We start from the raw sequence: 23,113 nt of genomic DNA on the forward strand, positions 1-23,113 counted from the left end.
CCCTCAGCTCCGCTTGCTGCGCCGGCGCGTCGACGTGACCCGTGTGACAGTCTCGGCAATGGCGTCGCGCACACCAGTCGCGCGATCGGGCGTCCAGCCTGCGACCTGATCGAAGAAATCTTCGTCGCCGATCTCGGCCAGTAGCAGATCCCGGTCCATCTTTACCGATACCGGCAGCGGGAACCGCACGACCTGACCGCTGACGATGCCTTGCCCTGGCCCAAAGCCGGGAATCATGCGCGCATCTGACTCCGTGAGATTCTCCATCACCGAACGGACGAAGGACTGATCGCGCGGATTAACGAGCCGGAGGATCAGGAAGGAATTGCACTGCGAGATGATCGTCTCGTCGAGACGGCTCGGCCGTTGCGAGATCAGCATCAGCCCAGTGCCGAACTTGCGCCCCTCGGTGATGATCCGCCGGATGACGGGTAGCGCAACCGCTTCGTCGGTCGCCTCGCGCGATGACGGAATGAAGGTATGGGCCTCCTCGATCACTGCGAAAAAAGGCGGGATCCTGTCAGAGAGGTCTGCGCGGCGCTCGAACAGCGTTTCGAGCGTGATCGCCGCAATCGAATTCTGCGTGATATGGTCGTAGCCGCCGAGGTACAAGATCGACACCTGACCGGGCCGCACGATCTTTTCCGGCGCGCTGAACGGATTGGGCAATGCTTCCCAGGGCAGCGCGCTGAGCTTTTTGCTCGCCCGCATCTGATCGCTGGTGCGCTCCATCCGTTGCAACCGGTCGAGCACGATGCGCAGTCCGCGCGCGACGGCGCCGACTGTGCCGCGCCAGTTGCCGGCACCAGTGCCAGTGGGCGCAGACGTGCCGCTGATATCGGTCTGCGTCTGCGCCAGCAGCTTGCCGATGTAGGAGAGCGCCTTTTCACCCTCGTCGGCGCGCTTGCGGTCGTACAGCCCGCGCAGATAGTCGCCCTGCGCGTCGGTGACGCCGCTCGTCATCTGCGCGATGAGTCGGGTGACCAGTCCTTCGCCATCCTTCTGGATCAGGAGCTCGGGGAAGAACAGCCGGATGTCGCAACCGGGTGCTTCGGCTTGCAGCGCCTCGCGACATTGGGACAGGCCGATATAATCTCCGTGCGGGTCAAGGATCACCAGCGGATAGCCATGCGCGATCAGCTCGCGCAGGATACGCCGCGCAGCCACGGTCTTACCACCGCCGGTCATCGCGAGGACGGCAAGATGGCGCGCGACAAGCTTGGGCGCCGAGAGGGTTACTTCGACGTCACTACGCGCGATCAGCGAGCCGATGGCGACCTTGCGCTCTTCGGTATGCTCGCCCAGCAGCAGCTCGCGGATCGATTCTGCTGGAGGATGAAACACTGTCGACGCCGGCTTCACCGGATAGGTCAGCGGAAACAGCGCGGCGAGATTGCCCTCGCTGGTGGCGCCCAGGATCAGCGCGCTGGCTTCGAGCTGATCGCGCGTTCCCGACAGCACCGTATCCTCAAGCGAGATGCCTTCGCCCGCGATCTCCTGCGCAGCCTCGAACGGGAAGAACGGATTGAAGCGGCGGATGTCGGTGATCCGCGCCCAGACATAGATACGATTCTGCGCCGCATAGGAACCGTCGGGCACGTCCATGCCGAGCGCAACTATATCGCCGACCTTCGCCTGGAACTGGCGTAGAATGAAGGTGAACTCCGCCGTGCCGGCATTTCCCACCACCGTTCCGACCGGCCGCCAGGTGCCTGTTTCTGTCTCTGCTCCGTCCGCCATTATCCCCCCAGATCTATCTCATCACGCCCGGCCGCAGCATCCACTCCCGGCCGGAGCCGCACAGCATGGTGCGCAACGTATCGAACAGCTTTGCATCCTGATCGTCGAGCGCCCGGCGCAAAGCAACAACGGCGGTGCGCGTGTTTACGGGCCGGCTCATCCAGTCGGGCACCTTTGCGAATTTGTCGACGATATCTAGGCCGACCGGAAACGCATAACGCGGCAGCAGGAGGGCGCAGTGGAAAATCAGGTTGGCGGTCTCTGTGAAACGTTCGCGATCACGCGCAAACATTTCGATCCGGACCGGAGCGGTCCACGGCGTCGCCTGCAGATAAGAGACGAGTGGCTGCGGATACTGCCCGATCTTGTCATGCCACGCTTTAGGAGCTCGGCGCATTTCGTTGCGGTCGATAGTGACCGGGACCAGGGCTTCTCCCGGCTCCAGCACGCAGCGAAACAGCAGTGGGTCGGTGATGCGCTGGCCTTCAAACTCATCGTCATCCGACGGGTCGACTGCGTTTCTGAACCACTGCTTCCATTCATGCGGCGGCATCGGCAGCAAATCACGCAGACGGTGGTCGTCGAGACTGTCGAGGACCGCGCGGATCACCGACGTCGTGGAGCTTTCGCGTTCGACCACGCCGCAGACGATCGCCGGACTTTGCTGCAGCAGTTCAAGCTGACGCAGATAAACGCTCACGAAATTGGCGTCGCGTCCGGTTCGCTGAGGCTCGTCCGGCGGCAGCAGTTCGGCCAGCGCGCCTTGCGAAAAGTCGGGGAATTTGTGCCGGACCTGCTCATCGCGCATGACATCGGTGTAGCGCGACACCGGATTGACCAGCGCACCATGGACCATAACCCAGCCCAGATCGGGCCGCTCGCTAACCAAGCGCACCGCACCCGCTGCCTCGATCGAGATGCGAGCCGCATCGCGCAGCGCACCGATGTCCGGAAAGCTGTCGCGGAAGACGCCAGCCTGTTCCGTCGCATAAAGCTCGTCGATCAGATATTTGAGCATGCGGAAGGATTCGCGCGACGGTGCGGTGTCGCCCGGCGTCACCACATAGCCGCCAACCCTCGCAGCGATCGGCGCCGAGCCGAGCATTGAGAGGTTCGCGAGACCCCCGTCCACGAACCCGACCGGCTTGCCACGCACTGCGTGCCACGTCGCGGGATGATCCCGCGTAAGCCTGACGATGCCGCCAGTTTCAAGCAGCACTGCGCGCAAACCGGCGGCAAGCTGTTGCACCGTGTCCATGAAGCGCAGCTGCGCGGGCGCCGAAAGATCGGCGGAGACCTGCAGCATCCGCTCCAGAATATGCGGCGTGCGCAATTTCTCTTCCATCGTGCGCGGGGATTGAGCGCCAGCGTCGTCGCGGGGCATCGGAGGCACGGTTTTCGCACGCGGACTTGATGCCGGCGCAGCTGGACGCGGCGCAGGCCGTGGCGGACCTCCTGCACCTTTGCTCGTGGGGGCGGTAGCTGGCGGGCAGTAGCGCGACAGTCCGGCAAAGGCATCGCTGCCTTCGTCAAACATCGCCGTGCTGCGGTTGAGATGGCGCTCGACGATCGCGGCGATGCCGGCATGGATGACCCGGTCGCTGTTGCGCGAATAGAAGGCGATCGTCACCGGCTTCGACCCGTCATTGTGCCGGAGCGAACGGATCAGCGCGAAGTCGCGGGCGTCCAGCTGGCCGAACTCCGCGCCCTCGATCTTGCTGCCGCCAAGCCGCCAGTTCTTATGCACCTTGCTGAGCAGCCGTGGCCCCTCGACGCGGATGTCGCCGAACAGGCATGTGCACTGCAGTGTTGCGCCACCGGCTTTGAAACCTGCCTCATCCAGCATGGCTTGTGCGACCGGCACGTTGATATTGATAGCGCGCTGCTTGCTGCGCGCTTCACCGCGATGCGCTGCGAACAGGCCCAGGTCCGATCCTGCCAGGGACCGGACGACAATGATCTCCGTGTCCCCGCCGCTCACCGTTGACCGCCAGCCAGCCGGACGGGCGGTTGCATGATGCCCGCGATGATCTGGGCCTGAACGCTTCGGGCGACCGCCTTGGCGAGCAGCGGCGGCACGGCGTTGCCGATTTGTTTAAACGCCGGGTTCATAGTCCCGCTGAACACGAAGCCGTCAGGAAAAGACTGCAGCCGCGCGGCTTCGCGCACCGAGATCGTGCGCGCCTGCGCGCTGTCATAATGGATGTGGCTGTATCCGTCTTTGCCGAGGTGCGCGAGTAAAGTCCTGGAGGGGGCATCGGCTTCCATCTTGCGCCACTTGTTTGGAAACTTGCCAGGATCATAGGGCGGCACGATCGATGCGTGCAGCTTCTCCCACGCGTCGGTGCCTGCAGCAGGCGCTTTACCCAGTGCTTTGAGCAATTCGAGACGCTCTCGAAACATTTCTTCGGCCTTCTTCACGGCCTGCGGATACTGGTCGCCGGGGGACATCCGCGCGAACAGCGCATAGTCGCGCGGCAGGTAACGGATCACATGATCTTTGAGGTCAGCGGCACCTGCGAAACCCGGCCAGCTCCGCATCATCGTGCCATAGGCGGTGACTCCGGCGGCAGCGTAGCTGACGGCCTGATCGAACCGGCGCGCGCCACGCCGCAAGGTGCCTTCGCGAAGCTGCGCCCGGGCATCGATCGCGGGAAGATCTTCGATCGCCTGGCGCGTCGTGATCGCCGCCGGTAGATCAGGGGCAGCCACCGGCGGCTGGATGTACCAGGGATTGGGGCGGAAAAGCTGCATCCCGTTCAGCAGCTTCAGCGCCACCGAGCGCGCGCCTTCATAGCCGGGCGGCAAGTCAATCCAGTGGCTGGGCTCGGGAAAACTGATGTCGGCAGTGAGGCTGTTGTGGATGGCGATTAGAAACATGCGCTCACGCATCTGCGGCACACCATAGTAGGCTGCATTGAGCAGCGTATAGCCGCAGCTGTATCCCTTGCCCGTCAGCACTTCAGAAATCTCGTCGGCGAGATTGTGACCGGCATGATTCAGCATGTCGGGGACATTCTCGATCACCACCGCGAGCGGCATGCAGTCAGCGACATACTGCATATACTCGATGTAGAGACGTGCGCGCGGGTCATGCCGGAACGCCTCAGGGTGCTCGGCCACTTCGCGAAGCTTGGACCGGCCCACGCGCGCGAACGCCTGACAGGGTGGCCCACCGATCAGAATGTCGAAGGCCAACGATACGTCGCCAAGCCCGAGACTTGCGGTGAGCGCCGATGCCGGCGTGGTTGTGATGTCGCGCGCGATGCTGTGTCGCGCATCTCCCGGATGGAAATTAGCGCCATGCGACCGGGCGGCATCGGCATCGAATTCGATGGCTGCAGAAATCTCGCAGCCAGCTGCCTGAAACCCCAGCGAGAAACCACCGCACCCTGCAAACAGATCGAGGACACGCAATGGCCGCCCGGAACGCAGGCGCGTGATTTTGCGCTCGATCGCAGTCATCGGCCGCCTCTCCGCGCAGCAAGCGGCAATTCGCGCTGGCCGCTACCGTCCGACAGATACTGCAGAACCGCTTGGCGGATGACCCAGGCCGTCGACACGTCATTCGCCTCCGCCAGCGCTTGAACCTCGGCATACGATCGCTCTGGAAGCGTTACAGAGGTTCGGATCGATCTGCGTGCCATGCCCCACCATGATGTAAAGTGCACCACTTTGTATCACTAAGGTGCGTTCCGGAGAAGCTTGATTTCACGCCGGATCCAGCTCTCGGTGGCCGTCAGCTATCAGGTCCTCGCACCGGCCCGAGCGTGGCTACCAACTTCCTCAAACAAAATTATAAACGCCCTGGCTGTTTTTAATATACGCCAGGGCAAATTATCTTGACGCCAGGATGATTATTGTGTTAGCCCAGCGGTGCCGCTGGAAGTGTCTGGAAAACCGCAAGCGGCAGAAGCTCAAACCCGCCCGTGGCGAGAAGGAGGAAGTATGCCGTGGCACAGCATCAATAGGATATCGGATGGCGAGAGCGGCTGACTCCGACTCTCGCTGAGGTGTTGCGCGACCGGAAGTGTCTGGAAAACCGCCGGTCGCGCAGACCGCTACCCATCCCCGTGACGAGAAGGAATTAGCGATGATTACTGACGTAACTAAAAGCGCCGCGACTGTCACTAACAGTCTCGACTCGCTCCTTGATACCGGCGACCATACGGGTCGCCCTTTTAACGTTCTGGTCGGCTCCAATATGGGCAATCGCACGCTGATCTTCAGCGTGCCCATGGCGACATTCTACGAGATTTCCGAAGTCGCCAATAAGCAAAATCTGGCAGCGGTACCTGCGTATAATGACCAGCCCGTGGCCCAGCGTCGCCTCGACGAGGCGCACGCTAAGAAGCTGGCGATTTTCATCCTCAAGGGCCTGCTCGATACCGCGCGGCGGTCTCTCGAAAAGGCTGGCCAAGCGATTCCGGCGGCGCTCCAGCGGCTGCTGAAGGAGATCGGATCACAGCCCTACATCTCGATGCAGCCGGTGACCGCCAACATCCGCAACTGCAAGTTCGGAGGCGATGGGTTGCGGTTCGAGAAGAACGGCGGGGTCATCACCGTCTATCTTTCAGATAAGCACGTCCTCTGGATCATCGACGGGCAACATCGCCGGTTCGCGATGGATATGGTCTTCGAGTTTCTGAAGTCGGTCGTGAACAACAATCGCTACCCCCGGAAGCCGGTCCTCTACGTGCCGACCGACGACCCGCGGCGTGAACCGACGGCTGAAGAAGCCAAGGTATGGGCGACGGCGTTCGAGATCGCTCGTTCAGACTGTTCGATTGTCGTTGAGGCGCATCTGGGTCTCGACATCGATCAGGAGCGTCAGCTGTTCCACGATCTAAACAACCTGGGCAAAACCGTCGAAGGTGGTCTGGCCTATGAGTTCGACAATTCGAACCCGGTCAACCGCTTCATCAAAGAACAGCTGATTGGCAACGAAATCCTTACGGCCACCGTGGTCGACTCGGATAACGCCGGCGACTGGGCCAAGGATGAAGGTGTTATTGCGCGGAAAGATCTGGTCGCAATCAACGCGCTGCTCTTCCTCAATAAGACGACGATCAATGGTGCAACGCCGGCTGATATCAACGCCAAGGAATCCTACGGTACGCGCTTCTGGGAGGCGATCGCTCAAATCCCGAACTGGGGTGCTGCAGGCGCTAAGAAGAATACGGTGGCAGCGCAGCCTGCGGTTCTAAAGTCGCTCGCGAAGCTGGTCTACGATTTCTCCTATGGCCGGGATCAGGATTCTGAGCATCTCGAGCGGCTGTTCGCCGCCATCGAAGATGGTGAGATTGATTTCTCTCACACCAATCCGATGTGGCGGTACTTCGAAATGACTCAGGAGGAGAAAGACAGTTTCTGCCCTGGCATGGCGGACGCCGTCACCCCCGAGGAGGCCGGTATCAATCTCGACCTCGGCAACTACGATGCAACCAGTGGGCTGATGCGCTTCGGTCCGAAGCATAACGACATCATTCGCCACATCGGCGATATGATCCGGTTCAAGCTGAACCTCCCCAAGCGCAAGGCACTCGTGAAGCTCCAGGAAGAGATCGCAATGCGGAAAACACTGGAAGAAATCATGGGCAACGAGCAGCCCGAGCCTGAGGAAGCGGCCTGATCGATTGTGGCCAGCTCCGTCACTGATAGGGCTGGCCACAATTGCCGGTTATTGCACGCTGCCGTCAGAACCAGACGTTCAGCGCGGACGACTGGCATTAGTCGGAGGCCGTCAATGCGAGGATGCGCTTGGGAATGGCGGCTATCCCAAGTTGGCTGCCTGGAATCTGCCAGACCGCAACCGGCCCAATTTCGATCGTAAGTGGATCGTTTGGCGAGAGCTGGCGGCACGCGTCACCTCGATCAATCCGAGCTGCCGACATACATAGAAGGAAGGACGCAGATCCTCTGATTCGCGAACCAAAGGTGTCCACGCCCCGCAACGGAGTCGAAAAAATAACTCTATAAAAACAGTGATTTAGAAAGGCGACGAATGAAAATTCATCACTATCGAACCCAGAAACCGCAGTTTTCTGCGGCTGGCGCTACACGCCAGAAGGTTGGCTCCCTGAGTTGGATTCGAACCAACGGCCGCTCGATTAACAGTCGAGAGCTCTACCGCTGAGCTATCAGGGAACACCAGCGAGGGGCGCCTATACGAGGGGGTTTCGGGCTTGGCAAGCGGGCCGGGCAACAATTTTAGAAAGATCGTCCTAGGCGATGAACTGCTCCATCGTGATCCGGTCGTCCAGGGCATGCTCGGGGTCGAACAACAGCGTCAGATCGCGCTTGGGGTCGATCTCGATATCGACGCGGGCGACGTCGCGGACTTCGCGCTGATCGGCGACTGCGCTCACCGGGCGCTTGCCGGGATCGAGCACCTGAAGCGAGATTCGCGTCTTTTCGGGCAGGATCGCGCCGCGCCAGCGCCGCGGCCGGAACGGGCTGATCGGCGTCAGCGCGAGCATCTGCGAGCCCAGCGGCAGGATCGGCCCGTGCGCCGAGAGGTTGTAGGCCGTCGATCCCGCGGGGGTGGCGACCAGGATGCCGTCGCAGACCAGCTCGGGCAGCACGACGCGATCGTTCACGGTCACTTCGAGCTTCGCCGTCTGGCGCGTCTCGCGCAGCAGCGACACTTCGTTGATCGCGGGCAGGACATGCGTGTCCCCCTCGACCGTGGTTGCGGTCATCACCAGCGGGGTCACCTTGAACGGCCGCGCGCGGGAAAGGCGCGCATCCAGCCCGTCGGGCCGCCACTCGTTCATCAGGAAGCCGATCGTGCCGAGGTTCATGCCAAACACCGGCAGGGCGCGATGCTTCTCCAGCAGCATGTGCAGCGTCTGGAGCATGAAACCGTCGCCGCCCAGCGCGACGATCATCTCGGCTTCGTCCGGATGCACCCAGTCATGCGCCGCAAGCAGCTCGTGCGCGGCGACCTCGGCGGGATTGGTCGGGGAGGCGACGAGCGCCCGGCGGATAGTGCTCATCCGCCGGTCACGCTCATATGGCGGCGTACGGCGGGCGTGGCGCCGGGCGCGACGCTGAAATCATGGCGCGCGGGCTTGGCGGCGAGCGCATCGTCGATCGCGGCGTCAACTGCGGCGAGGCCGCCGCTGCGGATCGCTGTCTTCAGATCGACCTGATCCTCATGGCCCAGGCAGGTGAACAGCTTCCCCTCGGTCGTCAGCCGCACGCGATTGCAGCTTTCGCAGAAATTGCCGGTGAGCGGCGAGATCAGGCCAAGCCGCGCGCCGGTTTCCGCAACCCGCCAATATCGTGCCGGACCGCCGCTGCGATGATCGTCGCGGGTCAGCGTGAAGCGCTGCGCCAGATCGTCGAACACCTGGGTCAACGGGAGGAAACGGTCAGCACGATCCTCGTCGATCATGCCCAGCGGCATCGTCTCGATCAGCGTCAGGTCCATGCCATTGGCGCCCGCCCAGGCCAGCATCGGCGCGATCTCCACATCGTTGAGGCCCTTGAGCGCGACCATGTTGATCTTGACCGACAGGCCAACTGCGCGCGCCGCGGCGATCCCGTCCAGCACCTGCGCGACATCGCCGTGGCGGGTAATGTGGCGGAACCTGTCCGGGTCACGGCTGTCGAGGCTGACGTTGATCCGCCGCACCCCGGCCTGTGCCAGCATTTCCGCATGGTCGGCCAGCCGGGTGCCGTTGGTGGTCATGGTAAGTTCGTCGAGGCCGCTCCCGATGTGACGGCCGAGCCGCCGCACCAGATCGATCGCGTCGCGGCGCACCAGCGGTTCACCACCGGTCAGCCGGATCTTGGTGACACCCCGCGCGATGAAGCGCTCGGCGATCAGCGCGATTTCCTCAAGCGCCAGCAGCTCGCTGCGCGGGAGGAAGGACATCTTCTCGGCCATGCAATAGCGGCAACGCAGATCGCACCGGTCCGTCACCGATACCCTGAGGTAGCGGATCGTGCGGCCGTGACGGTCGATCAGGGCGGGCGCGGTCGCCATGAAATAAGCAGCTAAGCCGTTGATGACTTCGCAGCAAGCCTTGGGTTAGGTTGATTCGGATGACCGACCCCGCGCCCACGCATGCCACGCCGATGACAGGGCGCGAACGGCCAGTTTTTCTGCTGTCGTTCCGTCAACGTGATGAGCTTGCCGTACTTGCCACGGGTGCGGGCTGGCGGGTCGTCGCGGCGCGGCGTGCGGATGGGGCCGAACGCCGGCTGCTTGCGAGCGGGGCCGCGGTGGCGGTGGTCGATGCGAGGGGGGCAGTCGAAGAGGGGTTGGCGGCGGTGCGCGCGCTTGCGGGTGTCGCCGGAGCGACCGGCGGCGCGCTGCTCGCGCTCGTGTCGCGCAATGATTCCGGGCGACTGGGCGAATTCTACGAGGCGGGCGCCACTCATTTTCTCGCCAGCCCGATGCGCGAAGCCGAATTCGTGCAGGCGCTCCGCTTTGCCGCGCGCCATGCCGAGCGCGTCGGAGGGGAAGGGCCGGTGATCGTCGGCGATGCCGAGCCGCTGGGCTGGCGCTACGATCCCGCGCTGGCCTCGATCCAGGTCACGCCCGCGCTCGCTGCGCTGCTCGGGCTGGGCGAGCAGCCTTCGGTGCATGCCATGCTGCGGCGGGTGGAGGCGAGCGACCGCGGGGCGCTCCGCGCTGCATTCGGCCGCCTGCGCGACGGGCTTTCCGCGACCGCCTTTGCGCACGAGCTCAAGGGTGCGGGCCGCGTCGTCGAGCATCTGCAGCACGACCAGCGCACGGGCCGGATCCATGCGCTGATCGAGCGGCTGGGCGAGATCGACGCCAGTGCGGCGGTGCGCGATGCGCTGGCCGGGGTGCATGACGGTGCAGGGGTGCGCCGCTGGATCGAGCGACGGCTGGGCGAAGGGCAGGAAGTAGGTGTCGTCCTTGCGGCGCTCAACCGGTTCGAGATGGTCAACACCGCCTATGGCCGCGCGGCGGGCGATGCGTTGCTGCGCGCCGCGTCGGGCAGGCTCGGCGAAGCCGCGCGCGAGATCCTCGGCCGTCATTTCGTGGCGGCGCGCATCGCGGGGCCCGAGTTCGTCGTCGCGTCCGAAGGTGCTGCGCCCGAGTTGCTCGCGGCGGTCGCGGCGCGGGTGGGGGAAGCGCTCTCGCGGCCGTTCGTGATCGGTGACGAGATCACGCCGCTCGGCGCGCGGACCGCGGTGGCGCTGTCCGAAGCGGGCGATACCGCAGCCGCACTGCTGCGCCGCGCGAGCGATGCGCTGGCCGGAAATGATGCGGCGCCGGGCACGGTCCCGGTCGATACGCTCGCGCTCGACCTGCGCCGCGCGATGGAGGCAGGAGAGATCGAGCTGCGCTTCCAGCCGCAGGTCGCGGTTTCGGCGGGCACGATCGTCGGAGTCGAAGCGCTTGCCCGCTGGCGCCACGCTTCGGGCGAGATCGGCGCCGAGATGCTGTTCGCAGCGGCGGCGCGCGGAGGGCTCGAACTTGCGCTGTCGGAACATGTCCAGCGGCTCGCGCTCGACCAGGCCGCGCACTGGCCCGCGGCGCTGCGGGGGCTGCGCCTGTCGGTGAACGTCACCGCCGCCGATGTCGCGCGCAGCAATTTCGCCGATCTGTTCCTCGACTGGGTGGACGCGAGCGGATTCCCGCGCAGCCGCCTCACGGTCGAGATCACCGAGGGCGGCCTGATCGGCGACTTGAGCGAAGCCGCGCGCCTGCTTGCCGAACTGCGTACGGCGGGATGCCGGGTCGCGATCGACGATTTCGGGACCGGCTATTCCAGCCTCGCCTATCTGAAGGCGCTGCCGCTCGATTATCTCAAGATCGACCGCAAGCTGACCCAGGACATCACCGGTTCGGCGCGAGACCGGGTGGTGGTGCGCGGGGTGATCGACATGGCCCGCTCGCTGGGCCTCGCGGTCGTCGCCGAAGGGGTGGAGACGCAGGAGCAGCTCGAGCTGCTCGCCAAGGAAGGCTGCCAGTTCTATCAGGGTTATCTCTGCGCCGAGCCGCTGGCGCTGGCGGAGCTGGAGACGCTGGTGGAGGCGCAATGAACGACCCCCAGGATGTGACGGGCGTCTGGTACGGCCGCTATTTCGCTTCCTCTGCGGGGGTCGAGGAGAACAGCTTCATCGCGCATCTGGACGAGATGGCGGGCGATGTGAGCGGGACGATCACCGAGCCGGATACCACCGGCATGGAGGAGGTCCGCCGGGCCTTTGTCGATGGCGACCGCATGGGAAGCCGGCTGCGCTTCATGAAGCAGTACGACCCCGCCGGCCCGCTTGCCCATTCGGTCGCCTATGCCGGCACGATCAGCGACGACGGTACCGAAGTCTCCGGCGAATGGCGCTTTTCGGGCTATCACGGCAGCTTCGTGATGAACCGCGAGACCTTCCGCGCCGAGGAGCTGGACGAGGAAGCCGCGGTGGACGAGGACATTGTGATCGAGATGGACGAGCCAATTCGTCCCCGATAGTTTCGCCCGAAACCGGGAGGAACTGCCATGATTCACCGCCGCGGCCTGTTCGCGTTCGTCGCGCTGCTGTTCACCGCCATGCTGTCGGCGGCACCCGCCACGGCGAAGGACTTCGCTTCCACCCGAATCACGGTGACGGTCGAAGGGAAGGGCAAGGACGTCATCCTCATCCCGGGTCTCACGTCGAGCCCGCGCGTGTGGACGGAGATGATCGCCGCGACTCCCGGCTATCGCTGGCACAAGGTGCTGGTCCATGGCTTTGCGGGCAGCGACAAGGGCGGCAATGCCGAAGGCAATGTCGCTGCACCGGTGGCCGAGGAAATCGCCCGCTATATCACCGAGAAGAAGCTGGGGCCGGTCGCCGTGATCGGCCATTCGATGGGCGGGACGATGGGCATGATGCTTGCCGCGCGCCACCCTGCCAGCGTGTCGAAGCTGATGGTGGTCGACATGTTCCCCTTCATGGGCGCGATGTTCGGCGGCCCCAACGCCACCCCGGAGACGCTCAAGCCGATCGCCGACGGGATCATGACCAGCATGCGGACGACGCCGGCCGATGCCTATGCCAAGCGGCTCGAACAGACGATCGCGTCGATGGTCGCGACCGAGACGATGCGCGCGGGCGCGCTCGACGATTCGATGAAGTCCGACCGTGACGTTGCGGCACGCTCCTATGGCGAGCTGATCATGACCAACCTGGTGCCCGAACTGTCGAAGATCACCGCGAAGACGCTGGTGCTCTACGTCACGCCCAGGGGCGCGCCGGTCACCGACGTGCAGATGGACGGCTATTATCAGGCATCCTACGCGCCGTTGAAGGGGGCTGTGCTCAAGCGGGTGCCGAACGCAGCGCACTTCATCATGTGGGACAACGCGCCCTTCTTCCAGAACGAGGTGAAGGCGTTCCTTGCGGGGTAGGGGTCAGGCCTCGATCGCGACGGGCTGCGCAATCCGGCCGCCGGTGCCGGCAAGCGCGGCCAGCGCCGCGCGCAGCATCAGGCGCCGTTCGAGCCGTGCCGGGATCGACCGGCCCCAGCGGAACACGCTCTGTGCGCTGTGCAGCTCGCTGCGGATGCGTTCGGCGACACGCCGCAATTCGCGCATGGTCGGGAGGCGCCCCTCGGCGATGCAGGCGATGATCTCCGGGGCGATGGTCGCTGGCGGCGAATACATTCCTGCTCTCCCTTTCGGGCACTAGCTAGGAAGCGATCCGCAGATCGGAAGAGCGAGCCGGTTGCAATTGCGACGAACCGAGTCCGATTGGGCCCGGCCGATCAGTCGAGCGCTTCGAACGCTCCGGTCTCGAAATCCTCGGCGAGCATCGCGACGATCCGCTCGGCCACGACTTCGGGCGGCTTGACGCTCTCGGGCGCTTCGCCCGGATAGGCGCGCGCGCGCATCTTGGTGCGGGTCGCGCCGGGGTTGAGCAGAGCGACGCGCACCTTGGTCAGGTTGCGTACTTCCTCGCCATAGCTCAGCACGAGATTCTCGAACGCCGCCTTGGTCGCGCCATAGAGGCCCCAGAATGCCCGCGGCGTACGTGCGACGGTGGAGGTCAGGCCGATCACCCGGCCATTGTCGGCCTTGCGCAGCAGCGGATCGAAGGCGCCGATCAGCGCCGCCTGGGCGCTGACGTTGAGCGCCAGCGTCTTGGCGACTTCCTTGGGGTCGAATGCCCCGATCGCCGACAGCGTGCCCAGCGCCGCGGCGTTGAGCACCAGCAGGTCGAGCTTGCCCCAGCGTTCGGCCACCGCCGCGGCAAGGCGCGGGATCGAATCCGTCTCGAGCAGATCCATCGGCGCGATCGTCGCGGAGCCGCCCGCGGCGAAGATCGCTTCCTCGACTTCCTCGAGGCCGCCGGCGGTCCGCGCAGTCAGCACGACATGCGCGCCCTGCGCGGCAAGCGCGATCGCGGTGGCGGCGCCGATGCCGCGGCTCGCGCCGGTGACGAGCGCGACGCGCCCGGCGAGGTTCTGCTGGGTCATGAGGTTCAGGCCGGTTCGTCGAGAAGGGCGAGCTGGCTCACCGCCTGCTCATTATGGTCGGTCAGCTGCGTCGGATACTCGCCGGTGAAGCAGGCATCGCAATATTTGGGCAGCACGGCGCCGCGCTCGGTCTCACCCAGCGCGCGGTAGAGGCCGTCGATCGACACAAAGGCGAGGCTGTCGGCCTTGATGAACTCGGCCATGCCGGCAACGTCCATCTTGGCGGCGAGCAGCTTGGAGCGCTCGGGCGTATCGACGCCGTAGAAGCAGCTGTGCGTCGTCGGCGGGCTGGCGATGCGCATATGCACCTCGGCGGCGCCGGCTTCGCGCATCATCTCGACGATCTTCAGGCTGGTGGTGCCGCGCACGATCGAATCGTCGATCAGCACGATGCGCTTGCCCTGGATCAGGTCGCGATTGGCGTTGTGCTTGAGCTTGACGCCCAGACGGCGGACTTCGGCGCTCGGCTGGATGAAGGTGCGGCCGACATAGTGCGAGCGGATAATGCCGAGCTCGAACGGGATGCCCGATTCCTGCGCATAGCCGATCGCGGCGGGCACGCCCGAATCGGGCACCGGCACGACGAGGTCGGCGTCGATCCCGGATTCGATCGCCAGCTGCGCGCCGATCGCCTTGCGGACGCCATAGACCGAACGGTTCTGAGCGATCGAATCGGGACGCGAGAAATAGACCCATTCGAAGATGCACGGGCGCGGCGCGATCGCGGTGAAGGGGCGGATCGAGCGGAGCTCGCCGTCCTGAACGATCACCAGCTCGCCCGGATCGATCTCGCGGACGAACTCGGCGCCGACCACGTCGAGCGCGACCGTTTCCGACGCGAAGATGTATGCGTCGCCAAGGCGGCCCATCACCAGCGGACGGATGCCCAGCGGGTCGCGACATGCGATCATGCCCTCGGGGGTCATACAGATCAGGGAGTAGGCGCCCTCGATCTGCTTGAGCGCGTCGATGAACCGGTCGAGCAGGTCCTTGTAGCCGCTGGTCGCGACCAGATGGATGATCGTCTCGGTGTCCGAGGTGGACTGGAAGATCGACCCGCGCTGGATCAGCTCGCGGCGGACATGCAGCGCGTTCGAGATGTTGCCGTTATGCGCCACCGCGAAGCCGCCGCTCGCCAGTTCGGCATAGAGCGGCTGGACGTTGCGCATGCCCGAATCGCCGGTCGTCGCGTAGCGGACATGGCCGCAGGCAACGCTGCCGGACAGCGTGCGCATCACCTCGTCGCGGTCGAAATTGCCCGCGACATGGCCCATCGCGCGATGGCTGTGGAAATGGGCGCCGTCCCAGCTCGTGATACCGGCGGCCTCCTGGCCGCGGTGCTGGAGCGCGTGGAGGCCAAGCGCAACGAGTGCGGCCGCACCGTCGGCGCCGGAAACGCCGAAGATGCCGCACTCTTCGCGCAGCTTGTCGTCATCAAACGGATTCGTGGTCAGCATCGGCCCTTCGCGGGGGATTCGTGGTCGATGGGCGGGCATATAGGCGCTCGAATGCCACTTGTCGCCCTTTTGTAACATCAACTGAAGAACCCCTTTGTTTCCAAACACGTTGGCTTGCTGGAGCGGTAAGGAGACACGCGATGGCGAAGGATCACGGCCCGACGAGCAAGGACGATGCGATGTACGAGATGCTCCGGGAAGCGGGGGCGTCGAAGGAGAAGGCGGCGCGCATTGCCAATGCGCATGCCGCCGGCACGCTCGACCACAACAGCACGCATCTCGAGAATCGCAGCAAGCAGGCGCTGTACGATCAGGCGAAGGAGATCGGCATCGAAGGCCGATCGAAGATGGCCAAGGCTGAGCTGATCGATGCGATCCGCGGTCATTGAACGAATATGTCAAAACGAGGCGTATTGATCGATTTTCCCGCTCGCACTGACCTGTTTAACTCGTTTTGGACGCGGCGGGGGTTCGCCTAGCCTCTCCCTCGAACCACACCACAAGGAGGGATCAGGCACATGGACGCGAAGACCGGATCGATCGACGGCGGCGGCTGCCCGTTTAACGGCGGCGTTCGCGCCCTGCTCGGGCGCACCAACCGCGACTGGTGGCCTGAAATGCTGGCTACCGAAATCCTCAACCCCAATGGCGCGTCGAACCCGATGGGCGCCGATTTCGACTATGCCGAAGCCTTCAAGAAGCTCGATTATGCTGCGCTCAAGGCCGATCTCACCGCGCTGATGACCGACAGCCAGCCCTGGTGGCCGGCCGATTATGGCCATTACGGCCCGTTCTTCATCCGTATGGCCTGGCATGCTGCCGGCACCTATCGCACTGCCGACGGCCGCGGCGGCGCCAATAGCGGGCAGCAGCGCTTCGCGCCGCTCGACAGCTGGCCCGACAACGGCAATCTCGACAAGGCGCGCCGCCTGCTGTGGCCGATCAAGCGGAAATACGGCAAGCACATCAGCTGGGCCGACCTCTTCATCCTCGCCGGCAATGTCGCGATCGAATCGATGGGCGGCCCGGTGTTCGGCTTCGGCGGCGGCCGCGCCGACGTGTTCGAGCCCGAGCGCGACATCTATTGGGGCTCGGAAGACAAATGGGTGAATGAGGGCGTCCAGACCCGCATCGCGCCCGACAAGGGGCTGGATGGGCTCGAAGGCCCGCTCGCCGCGATCCAGATGGGCCTGATCTACGTCAACCCGGAGGGACCGCAGGGTAACCCGCATGACGACGCCGGTATGGCGCGTGACATGAAGGAAACCTTCGCGCGCATGGCGATGAACGACGAAGAGACCGTTGCGCTCACCGCCGGAGGCCACACCTTCGGCAAGGCGCACGGCAATGGCGATGCCTCGCTGCTCGGTGCCGCGCCCGCGGGCGGCGATCTCGCTGCACAGGGCTTTGGCTGGGTCAGCAGCCATGAAAGCGGCGGCATCGGCGAACATGCCGTCACCAGCGGCATCGAGGGCGCGTGGACCAACACCCCGCGCGAGTGGAGCGAGAACTTTTTCCGCCTGCTGCTCGACTATGACTATGAGCTGGTTCAGTCGCCGGCTGGCGCCAACCAGTGGCAGCCGATCGACCAGAAAGAGGAGGACAAGGCGCCGGCGGCGTGGGATCCGAACATCAAGGTCCCGACCATGATGACCACCGCCGACATGGCGCTGAAGCGGGACCCGGCTTATCGCGCGATCAGCGAGCGGTTCCGCAACGATCACGAGGCGTTCAAGGACGCCTTCGCCCGCGCATGGTTCAAGCTGACCCACCGCGACATGGGGCCCAAGGTCCGTTACCTCGGCCCCGAAGTCCCCGCCGAAGACCTGATCTGGCAAGATCCGATCCCCGCCGGGACCAAGCCTTCGGATGTCGATGTCGCGGCGGTGAAGGCAGCGATCGCGTCGAGCGGGCTGACGGTCAGCCAGCTGGTCAAGACCGCCTGGGCCTCGGCCAGCACCTTCCGCAAGTCCGACTTCCGTGGCGGCGCCAATGGCGCGCGCGTCCGGCTCGCGCCGCAAAAGGACTGGGAGGTCAACGAGCCGGCGGCGCTGGCCAAGGTGATCGGCACGCTCGACGGGCTGCGCGGCAACCTTTCGCTCGCCGATGCGATCGTGCTCGGCGGCGTGGTCGGCCTCGAAAAGGCCGGTGCGACCAACGTTCCCTTCACCGGCGGCCGCGGCGACGCGACCGAGGAACAGACCGATGCCGACAGCTTCGCGGTGATGGAGCCGCAGGCCGACGCCTTCCGTAACTATCTGCCGAAGAAGCTCGCGGTAAAGACCGAGGAGTTGATGCTCGACCGCGCATCGCTGCTCGGCCTGTCGGTGCCGGAGATGACCGTGCTGATCGGCGGCCTGCGCGTGCTCGGCGCCAATCACGGCGAGCGTGGCCATGGCCATTTCACCAAGCGCTCGGGCCAGCTCACCAACGACTTCTTCGTCAACCTGCTCGACATGACCAATGTCTGGAAGGCGGTCGATGGATCGGACGACGAAGAATATGTGGCGACCGACCGAACGAGTGGCGGCGAGACCTGGCGTGCCACCCGCGCCGATCTCGTCTTCGGCTCGAACTCGGAGCTGCGCGCAGTCGCCGAAGTCTATGCCGAGACCGGGCATGAGGAGAAGTTCGTCAAGGACTTCGTCGCCGCCTGGACCAAGGTAATGAACGCCGACCGCTTCGACCTGAAGGCGTAAGCAGAAACCTCAACTCCTCCCCTTCGGGGGAGGGGCAGTCATTGCCTCGCAAAGAACGGCCGTGAAGGGACCTCCTTCGCGGCCGTTTCCTTTGCCCGTTACCTTGGCCCCCGCACATGTTCCGCCACCCACCAGGCGACGAAGCTCGTATAGGACGGCCATCGGGTCAGCCCCATTCGCGCATCGCGCGTGGCGATCTCCGGCCGGTCCCAGCTATCGCGCTGAACCATGTAGATATTGCCGTCCGCCTGCCACCGGACATACCAGCCGCCCTGCGGGTCGAGATAGTCGCTGCGCTCCTCGCTCTCGACGATCGCGATGAAGTCGGGGTGCATCCCGAAGTCGTCGCGCATCACGCGCGACCATTCCGCAAGCGGCACCGGATCCCGGCTCACCGGGTCGCATAGACGCAGGCCGCCCGCGCTATCGTTCAGCACGTCGCTTATCCGATAGGCGCGCATCAGCTCCAGGCTCGCGGCATCCGCCGCCCAGCCAAGCGCCTTCAACGCCGCCGCTACCTTGCCGCGCTCCTTCGCGGGGCGGGTGGCGTCGACCGGCGTGCCTTCCTCATCGCGCTGGTTCGCCACATGCTGGTCGATGAAGCGCCGCGCCGCCGCGGCGTCGGCGATGATCCCGGTATCGTCGGCGACAGGCGCCTCCGCCGCGATCGTCGTCACAAACGCATCGGGTTGCCGCGTGGTGAGGGCAGGGGCGTCCGGCGCATCACTCAGCGGCCAGCTATGCCGATACTGTCCCTCCCACCCGATCCGCTTCAGTACCGCGGCAAACAGATGGTCGATGACCAGCTCACTGTCCTGGTAGCCGTCGAGCAGCCCCCAATCCATGGTATTGCGTTTCGCCCGCCCGGCCACCAGCCGGCGGTGGGCATCGAACATCGCTTCGGTGCTCGCAAACCCGCCGGTCAGCGCAGTCAGATAGAAATCGAACTCCGCGATCCGGTATTTCGCAAACCGCCTGCGCGTCCATAGATCGAAGTTCGCCTGCCATTCCGACGCATCGAACGCGTGCGTGCCGATGCAAAGGCTCATCAACACGTCCTTGAACCAGGGCTCATAGCCCGGATCGAATGCCTCGGCGCGCTTCAGGTCTTCGACCTCGATACCCAGCAGGCGCGCGGCGCATTTGGCGAATTGCAGCTCCGGATAGGATGGCCGCGCCATCCCCAGATCCGCACAGGCGCGGACCATCCGGTCATGCCGCTCCAGCGTCTGGCGCAGATAGGCCTCGGCCCGCGCTATCTCGCCTTGTCCCCAATAGAGATTGGCCAGCTGGAAACACAGCTTGACCTGGCCCCCGAGGTTCCAGATCGCCAGGTCGGTCTGCCCCTCGTCCAGCTGTCGTTCGATCAGCTGGAGGAAATTGAGTCCGTCATAGGCCTTTTCCCGTGCTTCGAGTTGGTCGTGATAGAGCTTCAGCAGATAGTCGATCCGACTCATCTCCGGCCCACCCCGCTTCCGCCGAAGGAAATCGAACAGCCCCATCGGACGAGGCTAGGTCATCGCCTAGATCGCCGCAACGGCACGTGGTCGATGAGGCTATCCAGTGGCGCGCCCCGAATTCCGCGCTAGACAACGCGCATGACCGACACCCGCGATTCCACGCTCGACCTCAACCCGAACTATGACGCCAACGGCCTCATCACCGCCGTCGCCACTGACGTGGCGACCGGCGAGTTGCTGATGCTGGCGCATATGAATGCTGACGGGCTGGCGAAGACGCTCGAAACCGGCGAGGCGTGGTTCTGGTCGCGCAGCCGCCAGCGCCTGTGGAAGAAGGGCGAGACCTCAGGCCACGTCCTGCGCGTGGTCGAGGCGCGGATCGATTGCGATCAGGATGCGCTGTGGCTCAAGGTGGAACCTGCCGGCCCCGCCTGTCACACCGGTGAACGCAGCTGCTTTTTCCGCCGCATCGAGAATGGCGCGCTGGTGCGCGACGCATGAGGGCCGCGGTCGCGGTTCTCTGCGGTCTCCTCGCTGCCTGCTCGGGCGGTGGAAGCGATCAGGCCGCGGCTCCGAAGGACCTCGAATCCGCCGCGATCGAGCGCGGGCTGGTGAGCGATCCTGACGACAGCGACCTTACCGGTCTCTATGCGCGCGATACCGATCGGGTTTGTGTGGTTCGCGACCGCGACAGCTACCGCATCGGCGCCTTCGTCGATTATGGCGACGGTCTGTCCTGTACCGGCACCGGTACCGTTTCGCGGGCAGGGGAGGCCCTGTCGGTGACGCTGACCGGCAAGAATGGCCTTACCTGCAGCTTCGACGCCCGCTTTGATGGCGAGCATATCCGTTTCCCTGCCACCGTCCCGCCCGACTGCGCGAAATTCTGCGGCCCGCGTGCCTCCTTCGCAGCCTTGTCGGTCGAGCGGCTCAGCGCTTCGGCGGCCGAAGCGCGTGCATTGCGCAGTCCCGAAGGAAAGCGGCTTTGCGGAGATTGACGTTAACGTAAGGTCGGCGTAAAACCCGGTTCATGGCAACGACCATTAAGACGGTGGCCAGCTTCGCACCGACCGAAGCCCGGCCCGACAAGGAGAGCTTCTCGATCTCGGACCTGTGCGCCGAGTTCGAGGTCACGGCGCGGGCGCTGCGCTTCTACGAGGACGAGGGGCTGATCGCGCCCGAGCGACGCGGCCTTGCCCGCATCTACTCGCATCGCGATCGCGCGCGGCTCGCCTGGATCCTGCGCGGCAAGCGCGTCGGCTTCAGTCTCGCCGAGATCCGTGAGATGATCGACCTCTACGACGTCGGCGACGACCGAAAGACCCAGCATCAGGTGACGCTCGACAAGTGCCGCGCGCGCATCGAGCTGCTCGAGCGCCAGAAGGTCGATATCGACGCGCATATCGTCGAGCTCGAAGATTTCGTCGCGGTCCTCGAAGGCCGCGCGCAACCCGCGAAATAGACCGCTAAGCAAAAGACAGGGACAGAGAGATGCCGCAATATACGCCGCCCGTGCGCGACACCCGTTTCGTGCTCGATCAGGTTCTCAAGATCGATCGCTACGCCAATCTGCCCGGCTTCGCCGCCGCGACCCCCGATGTGGTCAGCGCGGTGCTGGAGGAGGGCGGCAAGTTCGTCGCCGAAGTGCTGTTCCCGCTCAACCATTCGGGCGACCAGCAGGGCTGCAAGCGCAATCCCGACGGCAGCGTCACCACGCCCGACGGCTTCAAGGAAGCCTATAACCAGTTCGTCGAGAGCGGCTGGGGCACGCTGTCCGCACCCGAGGAATTCGGCGGGCAGGGGATGCCCCACGTCGTCTCGACCGCGTTCCAGGAATTCATGATCAGCTCGAACATGGCCTTCGCCATGTATCCGGGCCTGACCCATGGCGCGATCTCGTCGCTGCTGGTCAAGGGGTCGCCGGAGCAGCAGGCCAAGTATCTGCCCAAGATGATCTCGGGCGAATGGGGCGGCACGATGAACCTGACCGAGCCGCAGTGCGGCACCGATCTCGGTCTCATCAAGACCCGCGCCGAACCCAATGCCGATGGCAGCTGGTCGATCACCGGCACCAAGATCTTCATTTCGGCCGGTGAGCATGACCTCACCAGCAACATCATCCATCTCGTGCTGGCCAAGACGCCGGGCGCGCCGGAGAGCAGCAAGGGTATCTCGCTGTTCGTGGTGCCCAAGATCCTCGTCAACGACGATGGCAGCCTCGGCGATCGCAACGCGGTCTCCTGTGGCTCGATCGAGCACAAGATGGGCATCCACGGCAACTCGACTTGCGTCATGAACTATGATGGCGCCACCGGCTGGCTGGTCGGCGAGGAGATGAAGGGCCTCGCCGCGATGTTCATCATGATGAACGCCGCTCGCCTCGGTGTCGGGCTTCAAGGTCTCGGCATCGGCGAAGTCGCGTACCAGAACGCCGTCCAGTACGCCGGCGACCGCCGCCAGGGCCGCGCGCTCACTGGTGCGCAGGACCCGGAGGAAAAGGCCGACACGCTGTTCGTCCATCCCGACGTCCGCCGCATGCTGATGGAAGCCAAGGCGATGACCGAGGGCCTGCGCGCGCTGTGCCTGTGGGGCGGCCTCCAGGTCGATCTCGCCCATCTCGCCGCGACCGAGGAGGAGCGCCAGCTCGCCGACGATCTCGTCGGCCTGCTCACCCCGGTAATCAAGGGCGTCGGCACCGATGCCGGTTACAAGATCGCGACCGACGCGCAGCAGGTCTATGGCGGCCATGGCTACATCGCCGAATGGGGCATGGAACAATATGTCCGCGATGCCCGCATCGCGATGATCTATGAGGGCACCAACGGCGTGCAGGCGATGGACCTGGTCGGGCGCAAGCTCGCCCAGAATGGCGGCCGTGCGATCCAGACCTTCTTCAAGGTGGTCGGCGAGGAAGTCGCCGCCGCGAAGGGAAACCCCGAGCTGGCGAGCTTCGCCGAGGCGCTGGAAAAGGCGAATGGCCAGCTCCAGGCCGCGACCATGTGGTTCATGGCCAATGGCATGCAGAACCCCAATCAGGTCGGCGCCGGCGCGTACAGCTATATGCAGCTCACCGGCATCGTCGCGATCGGCCTGATGTGGCTGCGCATGGCCGACGCCGCCGTCACCGCGCTCGCCTCGGGCGAAGCGGAGGACAAGGCGTTCCTCGAAGCCAAGCTCGTCACCGCGCGCTTCTATGCGGAGCGGATCATGCCCGACGCGGGCGCGCTGCGCCGCAAGATCGAGGGCGGCTCGGAGGCCATCATGGCACTCCCGCCCGAGATGTTCCGCGCGGCGTGATCGTTTCGGCTTGAGCGTGAC

The 23,113-nt window shown here is 64.7% G+C and carries 20 protein-coding genes and 1 tRNA gene; 10 read left to right on the forward strand and 11 right to left on the reverse strand.

What is annotated here, in order from left to right:
• Positions 1–3: 3 nt before the first annotated feature.
• Genes AC07TU_RS07400 through AC07TU_RS07415 form a run of 4 tightly spaced genes read right to left on the reverse strand, consistent with a single transcriptional unit; the run spans position 4 to position 5,387 of the window.
• On the reverse strand, positions 4–1,740 hold the full coding sequence (locus tag AC07TU_RS07400; RefSeq protein WP_495187276.1) for an ATP-binding protein: 1,737 nt from the start codon (positions 1,738–1,740) through the stop codon (positions 4–6).
• A gap of 13 nt (positions 1,741–1,753) precedes the next feature.
• Positions 1,754–3,721, reverse strand: coding sequence for a DNA double-strand break repair nuclease NurA (locus tag AC07TU_RS07405; protein ID WP_495187277.1), 1,968 nt, complete (start codon positions 3,719–3,721; stop codon positions 1,754–1,756).
• Entirely contained in the window at positions 3,718–5,205 is a 1,488-nt protein-coding gene (locus AC07TU_RS07410) for a DNA cytosine methyltransferase (RefSeq protein ID WP_495187278.1), read from the reverse strand. The genes AC07TU_RS07405 and AC07TU_RS07410 overlap by 4 nt, the downstream gene beginning before the upstream one ends.
• The gene (locus AC07TU_RS07415) at positions 5,202–5,387 is read right to left on the reverse strand and encodes a ribbon-helix-helix protein, CopG family (protein WP_495187279.1); all 186 of its coding nucleotides are present in this window, start codon (positions 5,385–5,387) and stop codon (positions 5,202–5,204) included. Before AC07TU_RS07415 ends, AC07TU_RS07410 begins: the two co-directional genes overlap by 4 nt.
• Before the next feature lie 446 nt (positions 5,388–5,833).
• Between AC07TU_RS07415 and AC07TU_RS07420 the strand changes: the two genes are divergently transcribed.
• Positions 5,834–7,372: a DNA sulfur modification protein DndB gene (locus AC07TU_RS07420; RefSeq protein ID WP_495187280.1), complete on the forward strand. Its 1,539-nt coding sequence runs from the start codon at positions 5,834–5,836 to the stop codon at positions 7,370–7,372.
• A gap of 440 nt (positions 7,373–7,812) precedes the next feature.
• Here AC07TU_RS07420 and AC07TU_RS07425 read toward each other — a convergent pair.
• The 3 genes from AC07TU_RS07425 to moaA form a co-directional block, all read right to left on the reverse strand.
• A tRNA-Asn gene (locus AC07TU_RS07425) sits at positions 7,813–7,887 on the reverse strand.
• A gap of 77 nt (positions 7,888–7,964) precedes the next feature.
• The gene (locus AC07TU_RS07430) at positions 7,965–8,738 is read right to left on the reverse strand and encodes an NAD kinase (RefSeq protein WP_495187281.1); all 774 of its coding nucleotides are present in this window, start codon (positions 8,736–8,738) and stop codon (positions 7,965–7,967) included.
• Positions 8,735–9,733 carry a GTP 3',8-cyclase MoaA gene (moaA, locus tag AC07TU_RS07435; RefSeq protein WP_495187282.1) on the reverse strand — a complete coding sequence of 333 codons (999 nt, stop codon included), beginning with the start codon at positions 9,731–9,733 and terminating at the stop codon, positions 8,735–8,737. Before moaA ends, AC07TU_RS07430 begins: the two co-directional genes overlap by 4 nt.
• Before the next feature lie 59 nt (positions 9,734–9,792).
• Between moaA and AC07TU_RS07440 the strand changes: the two genes are divergently transcribed.
• From AC07TU_RS07440 to AC07TU_RS07450, 3 genes are read left to right on the forward strand one after another with little or no spacing between them, the layout of a single operon-like run.
• Positions 9,793–11,769, forward strand: coding sequence for a putative bifunctional diguanylate cyclase/phosphodiesterase (locus AC07TU_RS07440; RefSeq protein WP_495187283.1), 1,977 nt, complete (start codon positions 9,793–9,795; stop codon positions 11,767–11,769).
• A complete protein-coding gene (locus AC07TU_RS07445) occupies positions 11,766–12,194 on the forward strand; it encodes a hypothetical protein (RefSeq protein ID WP_495187284.1) in 429 nt (142 codons plus the stop codon). The genes AC07TU_RS07440 and AC07TU_RS07445 overlap by 4 nt, the downstream gene beginning before the upstream one ends.
• Positions 12,195–12,221: 27 nt before the next feature.
• On the forward strand, positions 12,222–13,112 hold the full coding sequence (locus AC07TU_RS07450) for an alpha/beta fold hydrolase (protein WP_495187285.1): 891 nt from the start codon (positions 12,222–12,224) through the stop codon (positions 13,110–13,112).
• Positions 13,113–13,115: 3 nt separating this feature from the next.
• Here AC07TU_RS07450 and AC07TU_RS07455 read toward each other — a convergent pair whose 3' ends face one another.
• From AC07TU_RS07455 to purF, 3 genes are all read right to left on the reverse strand, one after another.
• Positions 13,116–13,367 (reverse strand): hypothetical protein, encoded by a 252-nt coding sequence (locus tag AC07TU_RS07455; RefSeq protein ID WP_495187286.1) that lies wholly within the window; start codon positions 13,365–13,367, stop codon positions 13,116–13,118.
• A gap of 101 nt (positions 13,368–13,468) precedes the next feature.
• A complete protein-coding gene (locus tag AC07TU_RS07460) occupies positions 13,469–14,179 on the reverse strand; it encodes an SDR family NAD(P)-dependent oxidoreductase (protein ID WP_495187287.1) in 711 nt (236 codons plus the stop codon).
• Between the two features lie 5 nt (positions 14,180–14,184).
• Entirely contained in the window at positions 14,185–15,636 is a 1,452-nt protein-coding gene (purF, locus tag AC07TU_RS07465; protein WP_495187288.1) for an amidophosphoribosyltransferase, read from the reverse strand.
• A gap of 140 nt (positions 15,637–15,776) precedes the next feature.
• Between purF and AC07TU_RS07470 the strand changes: the two genes are divergently transcribed.
• Together AC07TU_RS07470 and katG are read left to right on the forward strand one after the other, a co-directional pair.
• On the forward strand, positions 15,777–16,025 hold the full coding sequence (locus AC07TU_RS07470) for a DUF7218 family protein (protein ID WP_495187289.1): 249 nt from the start codon (positions 15,777–15,779) through the stop codon (positions 16,023–16,025).
• Between the two features lie 129 nt (positions 16,026–16,154).
• Positions 16,155–18,335, forward strand: a complete 2,181-nt coding sequence (gene katG, locus AC07TU_RS07475; RefSeq protein WP_495187290.1) for a catalase/peroxidase HPI — start codon at positions 16,155–16,157, stop codon at positions 18,333–18,335.
• 98 nt (positions 18,336–18,433) lie between these two features.
• Here katG and AC07TU_RS07480 read toward each other — a convergent pair whose 3' ends face one another.
• The gene (locus AC07TU_RS07480; RefSeq protein WP_495187291.1) at positions 18,434–19,792 is read right to left on the reverse strand and encodes a tetratricopeptide repeat protein; all 1,359 of its coding nucleotides are present in this window, start codon (positions 19,790–19,792) and stop codon (positions 18,434–18,436) included.
• A gap of 141 nt (positions 19,793–19,933) precedes the next feature.
• Here AC07TU_RS07480 and hisI point away from each other — a divergent pair, with 141 nt between their 5' ends.
• The 4 genes from hisI to AC07TU_RS07500 are packed head-to-tail and all read left to right on the forward strand — an operon-like array spanning position 19,934 to position 23,092.
• The gene (gene hisI, locus AC07TU_RS07485; RefSeq protein WP_495187292.1) at positions 19,934–20,296 is read left to right on the forward strand and encodes a phosphoribosyl-AMP cyclohydrolase; all 363 of its coding nucleotides are present in this window, start codon (positions 19,934–19,936) and stop codon (positions 20,294–20,296) included.
• Positions 20,293–20,793: a hypothetical protein gene (locus tag AC07TU_RS07490; protein ID WP_495187293.1), complete on the forward strand. Its 501-nt coding sequence runs from the start codon at positions 20,293–20,295 to the stop codon at positions 20,791–20,793. The genes hisI and AC07TU_RS07490 overlap by 4 nt, the downstream gene beginning before the upstream one ends.
• Positions 20,794–20,825: 32 nt before the next feature.
• Entirely contained in the window at positions 20,826–21,257 is a 432-nt protein-coding gene (locus AC07TU_RS07495; RefSeq protein ID WP_495187294.1) for a MerR family transcriptional regulator, read from the forward strand.
• 29 nt (positions 21,258–21,286) lie between these two features.
• Positions 21,287–23,092, forward strand: coding sequence for an acyl-CoA dehydrogenase C-terminal domain-containing protein (locus tag AC07TU_RS07500; protein WP_495187295.1), 1,806 nt, complete (start codon positions 21,287–21,289; stop codon positions 23,090–23,092).
• Positions 23,093–23,113 lie beyond the last annotated feature (21 nt).

It is taken from the genome of Sphingomonas sp. GW821-FHT03E12 (assembly GCF_059420685.1).

Bases quoted from the DNA above. Each gene is read 5' to 3' on its own strand.
- AC07TU_RS07400 (WP_495187276.1), bottom strand. From the start codon at position 1,740: ATGGCGGACGGAGCAGAGACAGAAACAGGCACCTGGCGGCCGGTCGGA.
- AC07TU_RS07410 (WP_495187278.1), bottom strand. From the start codon at position 5,205: ATGACTGCGATCGAGCGCAAAATCACGCGCCTGCGTTCCGGGCGGCCA.
- AC07TU_RS07415 (WP_495187279.1), bottom strand. From the start codon at position 5,387: ATGGCACGCAGATCGATCCGAACCTCTGTAACGCTTCCAGAGCGATCG.
- AC07TU_RS07420 (WP_495187280.1), top strand. From the start codon at position 5,834: ATGATTACTGACGTAACTAAAAGCGCCGCGACTGTCACTAACAGTCTC.
- AC07TU_RS07430 (WP_495187281.1), bottom strand. From the start codon at position 8,738: ATGAGCACTATCCGCCGGGCGCTCGTCGCCTCCCCGACCAATCCCGCC.
- moaA (WP_495187282.1), bottom strand. From the start codon at position 9,733: ATGGCGACCGCGCCCGCCCTGATCGACCGTCACGGCCGCACGATCCGC.
- AC07TU_RS07440 (WP_495187283.1), top strand. From the start codon at position 9,793: ATGACCGACCCCGCGCCCACGCATGCCACGCCGATGACAGGGCGCGAA.
- AC07TU_RS07445 (WP_495187284.1), top strand. From the start codon at position 11,766: ATGAACGACCCCCAGGATGTGACGGGCGTCTGGTACGGCCGCTATTTC.
- AC07TU_RS07450 (WP_495187285.1), top strand. From the start codon at position 12,222: ATGATTCACCGCCGCGGCCTGTTCGCGTTCGTCGCGCTGCTGTTCACC.
- AC07TU_RS07455 (WP_495187286.1), bottom strand. From the start codon at position 13,367: ATGTATTCGCCGCCAGCGACCATCGCCCCGGAGATCATCGCCTGCATC.
- AC07TU_RS07460 (WP_495187287.1), bottom strand. From the start codon at position 14,179: ATGACCCAGCAGAACCTCGCCGGGCGCGTCGCGCTCGTCACCGGCGCG.
- purF (WP_495187288.1), bottom strand. From the start codon at position 15,636: ATGCTGACCACGAATCCGTTTGATGACGACAAGCTGCGCGAAGAGTGC.
- AC07TU_RS07470 (WP_495187289.1), top strand. From the start codon at position 15,777: ATGGCGAAGGATCACGGCCCGACGAGCAAGGACGATGCGATGTACGAG.
- katG (WP_495187290.1), top strand. From the start codon at position 16,155: ATGGACGCGAAGACCGGATCGATCGACGGCGGCGGCTGCCCGTTTAAC.
- AC07TU_RS07480 (WP_495187291.1), bottom strand. From the start codon at position 19,792: ATGAGTCGGATCGACTATCTGCTGAAGCTCTATCACGACCAACTCGAA.
- hisI (WP_495187292.1), top strand. From the start codon at position 19,934: ATGACCGACACCCGCGATTCCACGCTCGACCTCAACCCGAACTATGAC.
- AC07TU_RS07490 (WP_495187293.1), top strand. From the start codon at position 20,293: ATGAGGGCCGCGGTCGCGGTTCTCTGCGGTCTCCTCGCTGCCTGCTCG.
- AC07TU_RS07495 (WP_495187294.1), top strand. From the start codon at position 20,826: ATGGCAACGACCATTAAGACGGTGGCCAGCTTCGCACCGACCGAAGCC.
- AC07TU_RS07500 (WP_495187295.1), top strand. From the start codon at position 21,287: ATGCCGCAATATACGCCGCCCGTGCGCGACACCCGTTTCGTGCTCGAT.